The sequence below is a fragment of the Intrasporangium sp. genome, from assembly GCF_032907665.1.
GTDB lineage: Bacteria > Actinomycetota > Actinomycetes > Actinomycetales > Dermatophilaceae > Intrasporangium.
Map to the genome: position 1 here is coordinate 1 of NZ_JAJJPG010000105.1, position 12,775 is coordinate 12,775.

Sequence of the window (12,775 nt, forward strand, 5' to 3'; positions counted from 1 at the left end):
TCCTCTCGTCGCGCCCGGCCTCGCGTCGGCCGCCGGCCGACGCGGCCCAGCGGGCCCCCGACGTCGACCGGCGCGACCGGAGTGCGGCCGTCCACGAGGTCATCCACGAAGGCGGCGAAGCGGGGGCAGGCGACGATGTCATGTGCCTGACAGCGCAGCGCGTGCTCGGTCATGGCGCGCGACCGCTCGATGTCCCTGGCGCGCTCGTCGAGGTCGCGCAGGTGCGCCTCGAGCATGGCGTGTCGCCCTCCGGCACCGGAGTCGAGGAGGACGCGGATCTGCTCCAGCGACATCCCGGCTGCCTGGTTGCGCAGGATGATGGCGGTGCGCACGAGGTCGTCCCGGCCGTAGCGCCGGTAGCCCGAGGCGTCGCGCTGCGGTGAGAGCAGGCCGAGGGACTCCCAGTGGCGCAGCACGTTCGTGGCGAGGTCGAAGCGGGCTGCCAGCTCGCCAATGGTCCAACGGTCCGAGGGCGGTGTTGCCTTCATGTCGACATGAAGGTACACGCTGTTCCCGACCCTGACCACTCCGCCACGAAGGAGCCGTGAGCATGTCACCAACCACCCTCCACACCGACGTCGCCATCATCGGTGGGGGCCCCGCCGGTCTCCAGGCAGCCCTGACGCTCGGCCGGATCCACCGCGACGCAGTCCTCTTCGACAACGGCACCTACCGGAACGCCGGCGTCGCCCACATGCACAACGTCCTCACCCACGACGGCACGGCGCCCTCCGAGTTCCGTGCGACCGCCCGGGACCAGCTGGCTGCCTACGACACCATCTCCGTGAGGGACGTGGCCGTGACCGATGTCGTCCAGGCGGACGGCGGCTTCCGCCTGGTCCTCGCCGATGACTCCGTGCTGACTGCCGAGGTGCTCATCCTCGCGACCGGGGTGCGGGACGAACTGCCTGCGGTGGACGGGCTCGACGATCTCTGGGGCGACCTCGCCGCGCACTGCCCGTTCTGCCACGGCCACGAGTTCAGCGGCCGGCGCATCGGCATCCTCGGGGCCGCAGCCGCACCCCACCTCAGCGCACTCCTCGGACCGATCGCGTCCGAGCTGCTCGTCCTCACTCAAGGCGAGGACCTCCCCGAGGCATGGTCGGGCGGGGCGATGGTCCGGGACGAGAAGGTGCTCGGGCTGGAGCGACACGACGGCGGCATCCGCGTGCGCTTCACCGAAGGTAGCGATGAGCAGGTCGCGGCGATCTTCGTGTCCACTGCCCTGCGCCAGTCCGCGCCGTTCGCCGAGCGCCTGGGGCTCGAGCTCAACCCCTCCGGCTGCGTCCGCATCGACGAGCTCGGTCGCTCGAGCCTTCCGGGCGTCTACTGCGGGGGCGACATGGCCCACCTCCCGGCTCACCCGATGCCGATGGCCTCCGTGATCATGGCCGCCGCGGCGGGCCAGCTCGCGGCATCCGGGGCGCAGATGCAGCTCATGTCGGCAGCGCACTGACGACGTCCCTGTGCCGGCACCCCGCGGGGGCCACCTCGAGCGCGAAGGCAGCCCAGCGGCATACGGACCAACGGCCTGAAGATGTCGTATGCCGCTGAGCTCCCTTGCAGCCCAGGTGGGAAACTGACCCGTGGACTTCTTCTGCTACCACCGCGACCGCCCCGGCTCGACCTCGTTGCGGCACGAGATGGTGGAGGAGCACTGGTCCTACATGGACCGGTTCGCCGCGACGATGATCGCTCGCGGGCCGACCTTCACCAGCGACGGGACCCTGACCGGCAGCGTGCACATCCTCGACCTGCCTGATCCCGCGGCGGCGCGCGCCTTCGCGTTCGAGGAGCCCTGCTATCAGGCCGGGGCCTACCGAGACGTCCTGCTGCGTCGATGGCACAACTCTCTCGGCCGCACCATGTGGGACCACACGGGCATGACAGACGGCGAGAGCCGCTACCTCGTCCTCGGGTTCACCCTGGAGCATGCGGCAGGGGCCGTCGACCCGCCGGTGCGCGACGAGCTCATCGCCTGTGGGCCACTGCTGTCGGACGACGGTTCCCTGGTGCTCGGTGCCGCTGTGCTGCTGCCGGCGCGGGACTCGGCGGAGGCCCGCACGGTCCTTCCCTCCGATCGATACGTCGGGGTCGAGGTGCACCAGTGGCGGGCGGGGGGCCGACCGGCCAACGGCTAGGACAGCCTGAGATACCGGCCGCCCGGGGCCGGGTGCACCATGGCCGACCTCGCTGGCTGGGTCAGCGTCGAGCTCACGAAGAACGTCGCAGACGTCGGCCAGCTGCTCCTCATCCGCCGGGCGACGGGCTGACCCCCTCCACGAGTCGTGAGAAGGTCGAGTGGCCCCAAACGCCGAGTGGGGCGCGACGGCGCCAGTCTCACGTCGGGAGCGGCGCGGCGACCCTACGGCGCTGGCCCAGGGCGAGCAGGGCAGCTCCTGCAGCCGCGAGCGCCAAGCCGGCCGATGTTGCGGCGAGCAGGCCGGCCCTTCCGGAGCGGAGGATCTGCCCCCCGATGAACCCGCCGCCGGCGACCCCGACGTTGAACGCAAGTGAGCTCATCGCCAGGGCCGTGGGCAGACGTAGCGGGGAGTTGTCGAAGAGCAGGTGCTGGCAGGACAGCGGCGTCGCCACCGCACCGGCGCCGACGAAGGTTGCCCCAGCGAGGAGTGTCGCCTCGGTCTCCGGGCCGAGCCGGAGGGTGAGGAAGCCGAGCAGCAGTACCCCGAGCGCGGACAGCAGCACGAGGCGGCGGGCGCGGTCGATGGTCCGGCCGGCGACGTAGGCGGCCGCGAATCCGGCGAGTCCGAAGCAGGACAGAGCGAGGGCAAGCGCGGACGGACCGACACCGGTGGTCACGGGGATGACCGACAGGTAGGTCACCGTCAGGAACACGGCGCCGACGCTCAGCGCGACCACCGTCAGGGTCGCCACGAACCCGAAGGGGTGCGGCTCGGTTCCGGTGGTGGCTGTGTCGCGGTCCTGGCTCGGGGCCGCGCCTCGCATCGACCAGGCAAGACCGATCGCGGCCAGGACGCCCATCCCTGCGACGGCGAGGAAGGGTGTCCGCCAGCCGGCGAGACCGCCGAGGAACGACGCGCCGGGAACCCCGCCGATGATGGCGAGCGAGGAGCCGATGCTGAGCACGGCCAGGACCCGACCGCGCAGGTGGGAGGCGAACTGCGCCACCGCGATGGGGGACATCAGCGACCACAGGAGGCCGTGCGCTGCTGCCGTCGTGAACCTGCTCCCGTAGAGCAGGAGGATCGAGCTGCTCGCTACGAAGACGACCGTGCACGCGACGAGCAGGCCGAGAATCGTCAGCACCAGCCGGCGCCCCTCGAGGCTCCGCGTGAGTCGGACCAGTGGCAGCGTCGCGACGGCGATGACGGTCGCGTATCCGGCCACGAGGGTGCCGGCCTGCTGGGCGCTGAGGCCCAGGCCGGCGCTGATCTGGGGCAGCAGTCCCAAGGGCATCATCTCGACGGTGTTGAAGGCGAAGGCCGCGACGGCCAGGCAGATCAGGATGACGGACGGTCGCCCTTGCCGAAGGACCTCACGCATGGGTTTCCTCCCGGGTCAGCTCGTGCCTCGCAGTGCGTCCGGCTGGGCCACGGGACTCGAGGGTCGGCACGGCAGGCAGCGTGGTCGTGTCTGGGTCGGCAGAGCGGTGGATGAGGTGCATTCGGCGATCGTTGCCGGGCCTCTGGGCCGGCGCATCCGCCACCGGTCGTATCTCCTGCGCGCCGTGACCTCGCGGCGCTCTCCCGCAGGAGATGCCCGCGACCACCTGAGCCGGGCGCGGTCGAGCGTGACGTCAGTCGCGTCACCACGCCGACGGGGCCGGCCGTGCTTACATTGCTCTCGGAGAGCCGACGCACGGTGGCGCGGTGGCCTCGAGAGGAGCATGGTGTGCTCGAGAGTGGGATGACGACGGAAGGCACCGCCGACGCTCGGCTCACGCTGAGGCGAACTCTGGAGTGTCTGGTCGGCGCCGCCTTCACCGAGGGGAACTCGATCACCGTGCTCCGCAACGGCGACGAGATCTTTCCCGCCATGCTCGAGGCGATCCGGGGTGCCGAGCACAGCGTCGACCTCATGACGTTCGTGTACTGGAAGGGGTGGCCTGCGCGGGAGTTCGCGGACCTGTTGAGTGATCGCGCCCGAGCGGGTCTGCGGGTGCGGGTGCTCATCGACGCACTGGGCGGTCGGCTCATCGAGGACGGGCTCATCGAGGCGATGGAGGAGTCCGGCGTCGATGTGCACTGGTTCCGCAAACCGCTCCACAAGTCGCCCTTCAAGCAGAACCATCGCGGGCACCGCAAGCTCCTCGTCGTCGACGAGACGATCGGCTTCACGGGGGGCGTGGGCATCGCCGAGGAATGGGGCGGCGACGCGCGGGACGAAAGGGAGTGGCGTGACACCCACTTCCGGGTCGAGGGGCCGGCCGTGGACGGTCTCGCCGCCGCCTTCGTCCAGGACTGGGCAGAGACCGGCCGGCCGCTCTACGACGAACGAAGCCGCTTCCCCGAGCAGCCCCGGCACGGAAGCGCCGTGATCCAGGTCGTCCGCGGCTCGGCAAGCATCGGCTGGGACGACATCCACACTGTCTGGTATGTCCTCATGCGGTCCGCCCGGGAGCGGATCCGCCTGCAAACCGCCTACTTCTCCCCGGACGCCGCGCTCGTCGATGCACTCAAGGAAGCCGTGGGCCGCGGCGTCGAGGTCGACGTGCTGCTCCCGGGGCCCCATGCCGACAAGCGGGTCACCCAGGTGGCGAGCGAGGCGACCTACGCCGAACTGGCCTCGGCCGGCGTGCGGATCTGGAACTTCCAACCCTCGATGCTGCACACCAAGATCATGGTCGTCGACGGCGCGGCTGCCCTCGTCGGCTCGAGCAACGTCAACCGACGATCCCTCGACCACGACGAGGAGGTCGCCATGGTCGTCATCGACCAGCCGTCGGTCGACGTGCTCGAGCAGCACTTCATCGAGGACCTCGAGCGCAGCAGGCGAATCGACCTGTCGCGGTGGGAGAACCGTGGGCTCCCGCAGCGAGCCCTGGAGCAGGCAGTTCGGCCGATCCGCCGCTGGCTCTGACTGGCATCAGGAACTCAGCGCAGCGTGGTGAAGAACTCGCGGACGTCGCCGACGAGCAGATCTGGTGCCTCCATGGCGGCGAAGTGGCCGCCGCGGTCGAACTCGCTCCAGTGCACCACGGTGTGTTCGAGCTCGACGGTGCGCCGGATCGACATGTCCAGGGGAAACACTGCGACCCCGGTCGGCACCCTCGAACGTGCGCTCGCGCCCCAGGCGCCGGCATGCGCGGTCTCGTAGTAGCTGTTGGCCGAGGACCCCGCTGTGCCGGTGAGCCAGTACAGCATCACGTTGGTGAGCAACAGATCCCGGTCCACCGCGTCCTCGGGCAGCTCGGCAGCCGGATCGGTCCACTCCTTGAACTTCTCCACGATCCAGGCCAGCTGCCCGACCGGGGAGTCGTGCAACGCGTGCGCCAGGGTCTGCGGCCGGCTGATCTGGATCATCGCGTATCCGGACTGCTCGACCTTGAAGTGCGCCAGGTGCTCGAGCCGCGCCTGCTCCGCCTCCGTCAGGTCCCCCACCTCGGCTGCGTCGACCTCGGTGAACGCGGACACTCCGTTCACGTGCACGCCGACCACCTTGTCGGGGTTGAGCCGCCCGAGCCCCGGGGCGATGACCGCTCCGGTGTCGCCGCCCTGCGCGCCGTAGCGGTCGTAGCCGAGCCGGTTCATCAACTCGGCGAAGGCCCGGGTCACCCGGTTGGTGTCCCAGCCCGCCTCGCGGGTCGGCCCGGAGAACCCACTGCCGGGGATCGAGGGGATCACGAGATGGAACGCGTCCCTCGGGTTGCCGCCGTGTGACCTGGGATCGGTCAGCGGGCCGATGACGTTGAGGAACTCGACGATCGAGCCGGGCCAGCCGTGTATCAGGATCAGGGGCAGGGCGTCCGGCTCGGGCGAGCGCACGTGCAGGAAGTGGACGTTCTGGCCGTCGATCTCGGTGGTGAACTGCGGGTAGGTGTTCAGCTCGCGCTCGTGGACGCGCCAGTCGTAGCGGTCGCGCCAGTAGTCGGCCAGCCCCTTGAGGTAGCTCACGGGCACCCCGCGGCTCCAACCGACGTCCGGGAGGTCCGCGGCCCAACGCGTCCTGGCGAGCCGCTCGCGCAGGTCGTCCAGCTCAGGCTGCGGAATGTCGATCGTGAAGGGCCGGATATCGCTGTTGTTCTCCATGTCGGCCACGTTAGAGATCGGTTAGGTCGACTTCAGTCCTAGGTCGACGGCAGACTGCTTCTCATGTGGGAAACCTCGGCGCGGCTGCTGCGACTGCTCTCACTGCTGCAGACCCGACGCGACTGGTCGGGCTCGGAGCTGGCACAGCGCCTGGAGGTCACCCCGCGCACCGTGCGCCGCGACATCGACCGGCTGCGCGCCCTCGGCTATCCCGTGCTCGCCAGCGCGGGCACCGCGGGCTATCGGCTGGGTGCCGGTGCGGATCTGCCACCGCTGCTGCTTGACGACGAGGAGGCCGTCGCGGTTGCGATGGGTCTGCGCACGGCCGCGGGCGGTTCGATCACCGGCATCGAGGAGGCCTCCGTGCGGGCGCTGGCCAAACTCGAACCGGTCCTGCCGTCCCGGCTTCGCCACCGCATCAACGCCCTGCAGTCGGTGACGGTGCCCATGGCCAACGCTGGCCCGACCGTCGACCCGAGCGTCCTCACCGCCATCGCCGGCGCCTGTCGCGACTCGCTGCGACTGCGCTTCGACTACCGCACGCACGACGGAACCACGAGCATCCGCACGACGGAGCCTCACCGGCTCGTGCACACCGGCCGGCGCTGGTACCTCATCGGCTGGGACGTCGACCGCGAAGACTGGCGGACCTACCGCGTGGATCGCCTCGACCCGCGGACTCCCACCGGCCCCCGATTCACCCCGCGCATCCCGCCTGACCCCGACGTCAGCGCCTACACCTCCCGGGCGATCTCCACCTCGGCGTACCGCTACCGGGCCCGGTTCACGCTCCTCGTCGATGCCGAGACCGCGGCGCAACGGATCGCCCCCACGACTGGAACGTTGGAGCCGATCGACGAGCACAGCTGCACGCTGCGGGCCGGCTCCAACTCGCTGGATGAGCTGGCCATCTACGTGACCACCAAGGGGTTCGACTTCCACGTACACGAGCCCCCGGAGCTGGTGGAACACGTCAGGACGCTGGCAGCCCGGCTCGCCTCCGCCACCCCTTAGGTCGCATGCGGTCCCGGCCGGGGTCATGGCCGTCGTCAGGCACGCGGTCGCGCGACATCGAATCGTTCGGCGAAGCGAGCCAGCTCCTCGTGCTGTTCGTCGGGTGTCGCGGTGGTGGCACTGACCACGACGCGATCCACACCCGCGCCGAGATATGCCTGGTATCGCTCCTCGGTCATGTCGATCGGGGCGAGCCTCGTGTATTCCAGCTGGTTCGGGTCACGACCGGCCTCGGCGGCGGTCGATCGCGCCAGATCCCACTGCCGGGCACGCTCCTGTGGCATCACGGCGCCACCGGGAAGGAAGCCGTCGCCGAACCGTCCCGCGCGGCGGGCGGCGGCCCGGCTCGAACCGCCCACGTGGATCGGCAGTGGGTCGGACCCGTACGGTTTCGGGTAGCTGACCAGGTCGCGGACGGTGAAGAACTCGCCATCGAATCCCACCCCATCGACATCCCCCGACCACAGCAGGCGCAGCAGCTGGATCGCCTCGTCGGCGCGGCGCCCACGGGATGCGAAGTCGACCCCGACCGCCTCCGCCTCGCCCGGCAGGGCCCCGAGACCGATCGTCAGGAGCCGCAGGCGGCCACGGGACAGGCGGTCGATCGTTGCCAGCCGCTTGGCCAGGGTGACCGGGTGGTGGTAGGGCAGGAGCAGCACTCCAGTGCCGAGGAGCAGGCGCTCCGTCCCGGCCGCGATGAAGCTCAAGCAGTCGAGCGGGTCGGCGTAGTCCAGGTCCGGTGGGAGCTCGAATCCGCCGATCCGGGCGCCGCGATAGCCGACGACATGCTCGGGAAGGTAGATGCCCTCGAACCCGAGCTCCTCCGCATGCCGGGCATACCCGAGCAACCGGTCGGGGTCCGTGCCGAAGAAGGGGGTGCTGTAGCTGACGCAGAATCTCACAGGGTCCTCCGGGTGTGCGGCCTTCCGCAGCCTAGGCACGACCTCACAGGTGTACGCACCCCTTTTGACGAGCGACCTCACCTGAGCGATCCGACCCCCACGCTCGAGGTCACAGGCTGAGCAGCGTGCCTCCGTCGACGCCGAGGACCTGACCCGTGGTGAACCCTGAGCGGAAGGACGCGAAGTAGGCGACCGCCTCGGCAACCTCGTCGACGCGACCCGCTCGGCCCATGGCGACCTTCGCGAGCCGTCGCTGCATTTCGGCCTCGTCACGTCGGCCGTCCCAGAAGCCCGTGTCGGGGACGTAGCCGGGCGCGACCGCGTTCACCGTGATCCCTTCCTGCGCAAGCTCCCCGGCCAGGTCGACGACCCAGTTGTTCAGGGCAGCCTTGGCCGCGCCGTACGAGCCGGACCCCTTGCGACCGGACACAGAGCTGATCGCGACGATCCGGCCGCCGGGACGAGGCATCAGGGGGACCAGCGCTTCGGCGAGCAGGACGGCGGACAGGACGTTCGCGGCGTAGGTCTGGGACCAGCGCTGGGCGGTGGCCACGAGGTCGTCCCCCGTGACGTCCACGGTTCCGCCAGCCGCACAGACGAGGACGTCCACCGACCCGACCTGTCTGGCGAGCGCGGCGACGTCGTCCGGGTCCGAGGCGTCCGCGCGGAAGCAGGTCGCCCTCGAGCCCAAGGCCCGTGCTGCGTCGTCGAGCACCGCCTGTCGCCGCCCGACGAGGACGACGTCGGCGCCGTCGGCGACGAACCTCTCGGCACAGGCGCGCCCGATCCCCGTGCCGCCTCCGCTGATCACCACGCGCACGTCTCCTCCTTCGCTTGCTTAAGCGCTAAAGTAATGGTCGTGAGCGATGTGGTCGACGAGATTCGGGACGGGTGGGCACGGGTTCGGCCGGACCTGCCGACGCGCTCGGTCGGAGTGATCACCCTCGTCTGGCGCCTCTCGCGTGCGCTGCACGCGGAGCGCGCCGCCGTCCTTTCCGGCCTCGGTATCGACCAGGCCACGCTCGAGCTCCTGGCCAACCTGCGGCGCAACCCGGGGGAGGAGCCCGTCTCTCCGGGCGCGCTCGCGACGCGGTGTGGTGTCACCCCGGCCGCGATCTCCCTGCGCATGAGGCGCGCCGAGGAGTCAGGGTGGGTGACCAGGGAGAGGGCCACTAGTGACGCGAGGTCCGTGCGTGTGCGACTGACGGCCTCGGGTCGCGTCGCCGCAGACCGCTTCGCCCAGCTCGTCCTCGAGCACGACGACGCGCTGACGGCCGAGCTGAGCGATCGTGACCTCGACGAGCTCGAGCGCCTCCTCAGACGGCTCGGGCAGGGGGTCGCCCGGGGGCGACGTCGTAGTGAGCGATGAGCCCCTGCCAGCCATGACATGCCGTATGCCGCTGCCCTCGCTCCCGAGGTCAGGTGACCTCGGGAGCCGGCTCAGCGGCATACGTCAGCGTCGAGAGCGTCTCCCGCGCGGTCTCCGCCAGGTCAGGTCGGCCCAGCACCGCGGAGGCGGCCATGGCTCCCTCGGCGAGGAGGAAGGCCGCCTCGGCGGCGTGGGTCGGCTGCCCGGCTCCCTCGGCGAGCCGCCCGAGGTAGTCACGAAAGGCCTGCTTGTGGCGGCGAGCCAGCTGCGCGACTGCAGGTGAGGTCGCTCCGAGCTCGCCGAAGGAGTTGAGGAAGGCGCACCCGCGGTAGGTCGGCTCGGAGAACCACTCGTGCAGCCAGTCGAAGACCGCGACCAGCCGCTCCGATGCCGGTCGCTGCTCGACGTGGTCGCGCAGCTCGCGCAGCCAGCGCTCGTCGCGGGCACGGAGGAACTCGACGACGAGCGCGTCCTTGGACGGATAGTGCTTGTAGAGGGTCTTGAGCGAGACGCCCGATGCGGCTCGGACGTCGTCCATCCCGACCGCGTGGATGCCGCGGGCGTAGAAGAGGTCGCCGGCGGCGCGCAGCGCCTGGTCCCGGGCCTCGATCCGCTCTGTCATCACCAATCTCCTTGCCGGGAGAACCATCGTTCTACTACTGTCGGACAGGTTATCGGAGAACGCTGGTTCTCCCGGCGCGGCGGCTCGTCCCGGCGTCCGCCGGGAACCTGAGAGCAAGGAGTCAGACATGGTGCCGGAGACCCGCCCGCCGCTACCGCCCTTCACCGCCGCGACCGCGACCGAGAAGGTCCGCCTGGCCGAGGATGCGTGGAACTCCCGCACACCCGAGAAGGTCGCGCTGGCCTACACCGTCGACACCCGGTGGCGGAACCGCTCCGAGTTCGTCAACGGCCGCGACGAGGTCGTTGCCTTCCTCACTCGCAAGTGGAACTCGGAGCTGGAGTACCGCCTCATCAAGGAGCTGTGGGCCTGCGACGGCAACCGCATCGCCGTCCGCTTCGCCTACGAGCACCACGACGACGCGGGCAACTGGTACCGGGCCTACGGCAACGAGAACTGGGAGTTCGACGACTCGGGGCTGATGCGGGTCCGCCACGCCTCCATCAACACGCTTCCCATCGCCGAGACGGACCGGCTGTTCCACTGGCCGTTGGGCCGACGGCCAGATGATCACCCCGGGCTGAGCGATCTCGGGCTGTGAGGACCTTCGGATTCATCGCGCCTCGCTAACGGGCTCCCCCTCTGACGGCTCCGGCTCCCCGCCGCTGGCCGCCGCGCGTTCGGCCCTCGCTGCGAACGGGACGAAGGCGATCGCGACGACGACGGCCAGCACCGTCAGGCCCGTGAACGTCGTGCGGAGCCCCCAGGCCTCGGCTGATCCGCCTGCGACGACTGCGGCAACCGGCACGACTCCCCAGCTGATCACCCGCGTCGCTGCGTAGACGCGACCCAGCAGGTCATCGGGCGTGATCACCTGCCGGATCGTGGCGTTGATGATGCGCCACACGCTGGACCCCGCGCCGGCGACCACCGCGCCGACGGCGACGGCAACGACTCCTGCCCCGAGGGCCACCGGCAGGACGAGCAGGACCGTCCCGACAGCGTCGGCGATGAGCAGCCGCGCGTCCCCGAAGCGGCGCCGAAGCGGCTCTGTGAGGACGGATGCGGCAATCCCTCCGACCGCCATCGTCGTCAGGAGGAGCCCGTAGGCAGCCGGGCTGAGGCCGAGAGGTCCCGGCTCCACCGCATAGACGACGAGCAGGGCGATCGACCCTCCCCACACGACGTTCATGGCGGCCGTGAACAGCACCAGGGCCCGAAGGAGTGGGGTGGCCCAGATGAAGCGCAGCCCGCTCGTCAGCCTTCGCGCTCGTTGGTCGCGGTCCGTCGTGTCGGCGGTCGGTCGGGGGATCGGGCGCGCCGCCGCGCCGTCGGCAGCACCGCCGTGGCGACGTCCGGCGGCGTGCAGTCCGATGAGGACGGCGACCGCGACGGCGTAGAGGGCGGCGCTGGAACCGGCGGCTGCGGCGAGCGTGAGTCCGGCGAGCAGGCCGGCCAGTGATGGGCCGAGCAGCTCGTTGGTCACATTGACCGTGGCCTCGATGCGGGAGTTCGCCCTGCCGTAGCCGGACGGCTCGACGACGGTCGGCACGAGCGAGGTGACGGCCGTGTCCACAATGGTCTCGGCCACGCCGAGGACGATCGCGGCGGCGAGGATCATCCACAGCTGCAGTCCCTCAGCGAGGATCGCGGCGCCAAGGGCGGAGAGCGTGACCGCCCGGACGACGTTCGCGGCGACGAGGAGGCGGCGCCGATCCGCTCGGTCGACCAGCCATCCTGCGTGGAGGCCGAAGACCGGCCAGGCCACGGTGCTCGCGGCCGCCACGGCCGCGACGCCGCTCGCCGTGGCTCCGATCGCGAGGGCCATGAGCGGGAGGAGCACCCGCACCATGCCGTCGCCGAGGTTTGCGGCGCCCCCCGCGATGAGCAGCCGGTGGAACGGCCTCCCCAGACCAGCTGGCCGGTGTGCCATCGCCTCACCTTTCAACGACCATTTGATGGTGAGAGTATTGCGGTATCGTGTCTCACGTGTCAAGCGCCTTTCGACGGTCAAGTGAGGAGGGGCAGTGATGCCGGACGTCGAGCTCGTCGGCAACGCCCTCTGCCTGGACTTCACCAACACCGTCAACGCGAGGCCGAACGCCTCCCGCGACTGGCTGGCCACCCCCGAGCAGGCCCGGACCTGGGCCGATGCGGTGGGACGCGAGACGACAGCTGAACGCATCGACGCGTCGGCGCTCGCGGCAGCACGGACCCTGCGAGAGCAGCTCCACGACATCTTCGGCGCGCTGGCCACGGGCGCAAAGCCTGCTCCCGAGGACCTCGACGCCCTGGTCCGGGCACACGCGGCCGCCGTCGGTCGAGCACGACTGTTGCGCAGCGAGGCCGGCAGCTACCGCCTCGACTGGCCGGACGACGGAACCCTCACCCCTGTCATCGACGCGGTCAGCAACTCAGCCATCGAGCTTCTGGCGCACGGCCCGCTCCACCGCCTCGGGCGTTGCCCGTCCTGCGGGTGGCTGTTCGTCGACACGAGCAAGAACGGCCGTCGTCGCTGGTGCAGCATGGCCACCTGCGGCGCGCGTGACAAGGCCAGACGGCACTACCGAGCGCAGCAGGCCGAGCGGCAGCCCGCACCGTGACGTCGTCCTGTCACGGCGTCGGCTCGGTCACAGCG

The 12,775-nt window shown here is 70.4% G+C and carries 14 protein-coding genes; 7 read left to right on the forward strand and 7 right to left on the reverse strand.

Translation table 11 applies throughout. The features are described from left to right. The coding region (locus LOY02_RS14310) for a MerR family transcriptional regulator (protein ID WP_317183036.1) at nt 1–488 on the reverse strand (488 nt) is incomplete at its 3' end. A gap of 62 nt (nt 489–550) precedes the next feature. On the opposite strand from LOY02_RS14310, the gene LOY02_RS14315 reads away from it, so the two are divergent. Together LOY02_RS14315 and LOY02_RS14320 are read left to right on the forward strand one after the other, a co-directional pair. Next, complete coding sequence (locus LOY02_RS14315) at nt 551–1,456, forward strand: NAD(P)/FAD-dependent oxidoreductase (protein ID WP_317183037.1); 906 nt, start codon at nt 551–553, stop codon at nt 1,454–1,456. Nucleotides 1,457–1,586: 130 nt separating this feature from the next. Next, entirely contained in the window at nt 1,587–2,141 is a 555-nt protein-coding gene (locus LOY02_RS14320) for a YciI family protein (protein ID WP_317183038.1), read from the forward strand. A 199-nt stretch (nt 2,142–2,340) separates the two neighbouring features. Here LOY02_RS14320 and LOY02_RS14325 read toward each other — a convergent pair whose 3' ends face one another. Continuing rightward, complete coding sequence (locus LOY02_RS14325; RefSeq protein ID WP_317183039.1) at nt 2,341–3,525, reverse strand: MFS transporter; 1,185 nt, start codon at nt 3,523–3,525, stop codon at nt 2,341–2,343. A gap of 348 nt (nt 3,526–3,873) precedes the next feature. Between LOY02_RS14325 and LOY02_RS14330 the strand changes: the two genes are divergently transcribed. Beyond that, on the forward strand, nt 3,874–5,061 hold the full coding sequence (locus LOY02_RS14330; RefSeq protein WP_317183040.1) for a phospholipase D-like domain-containing protein: 1,188 nt from the start codon (nt 3,874–3,876) through the stop codon (nt 5,059–5,061). Between the two features lie 14 nt (nt 5,062–5,075). On the opposite strand, the gene LOY02_RS14335 is transcribed toward LOY02_RS14330, so the two are convergent. Next, the gene (locus LOY02_RS14335) at nt 5,076–6,230 is read right to left on the reverse strand and encodes an epoxide hydrolase (protein WP_317183041.1); all 1,155 of its coding nucleotides are present in this window, start codon (nt 6,228–6,230) and stop codon (nt 5,076–5,078) included. Nucleotides 6,231–6,293: 63 nt separating this feature from the next. On the opposite strand from LOY02_RS14335, the gene LOY02_RS14340 reads away from it, so the two are divergent. After that, complete coding sequence (locus LOY02_RS14340) at nt 6,294–7,244, forward strand: YafY family protein (RefSeq protein WP_317183042.1); 951 nt, start codon at nt 6,294–6,296, stop codon at nt 7,242–7,244. Between the two features lie 35 nt (nt 7,245–7,279). Here the strand turns inward: LOY02_RS14340 and LOY02_RS14345 are convergent, their stop codons facing one another. Continuing rightward, nucleotides 7,280–8,146 (reverse strand): TIGR03619 family F420-dependent LLM class oxidoreductase, encoded by an 867-nt coding sequence (locus tag LOY02_RS14345; protein WP_317183043.1) that lies wholly within the window; start codon nt 8,144–8,146, stop codon nt 7,280–7,282. A gap of 109 nt (nt 8,147–8,255) precedes the next feature. Beyond that, nucleotides 8,256–8,966 carry an SDR family oxidoreductase gene (locus LOY02_RS14350; protein ID WP_317183044.1) on the reverse strand — a complete coding sequence of 237 codons (711 nt, stop codon included), beginning with the start codon at nt 8,964–8,966 and terminating at the stop codon, nt 8,256–8,258. A 39-nt stretch (nt 8,967–9,005) separates the two neighbouring features. On the opposite strand from LOY02_RS14350, the gene LOY02_RS14355 reads away from it, so the two are divergent. Beyond that, nucleotides 9,006–9,515: a MarR family winged helix-turn-helix transcriptional regulator gene (locus LOY02_RS14355; protein ID WP_317183045.1), complete on the forward strand. Its 510-nt coding sequence runs from the start codon at nt 9,006–9,008 to the stop codon at nt 9,513–9,515. 49 nt (nt 9,516–9,564) lie between these two features. Here LOY02_RS14355 and LOY02_RS14360 read toward each other — a convergent pair whose 3' ends face one another. Then, entirely contained in the window at nt 9,565–10,137 is a 573-nt protein-coding gene (locus LOY02_RS14360; protein ID WP_317183046.1) for a TetR/AcrR family transcriptional regulator, read from the reverse strand. A 127-nt stretch (nt 10,138–10,264) separates the two neighbouring features. On the opposite strand from LOY02_RS14360, the gene LOY02_RS14365 reads away from it, so the two are divergent. Further along, nucleotides 10,265–10,738, forward strand: a complete 474-nt coding sequence (locus LOY02_RS14365) for a nuclear transport factor 2 family protein (protein ID WP_317183047.1) — start codon at nt 10,265–10,267, stop codon at nt 10,736–10,738. A gap of 12 nt (nt 10,739–10,750) precedes the next feature. On the opposite strand, the gene LOY02_RS14370 is transcribed toward LOY02_RS14365, so the two are convergent. Then, nucleotides 10,751–12,070, reverse strand: coding sequence for an MFS transporter (locus LOY02_RS14370; RefSeq protein WP_317183048.1), 1,320 nt, complete (start codon nt 12,068–12,070; stop codon nt 10,751–10,753). A gap of 97 nt (nt 12,071–12,167) precedes the next feature. Here LOY02_RS14370 and LOY02_RS14375 point away from each other — a divergent pair, with 97 nt between their 5' ends. Next, nucleotides 12,168–12,740: a CGNR zinc finger domain-containing protein gene (locus LOY02_RS14375; protein ID WP_317183049.1), complete on the forward strand. Its 573-nt coding sequence runs from the start codon at nt 12,168–12,170 to the stop codon at nt 12,738–12,740. Nucleotides 12,741–12,775 lie beyond the last annotated feature (35 nt).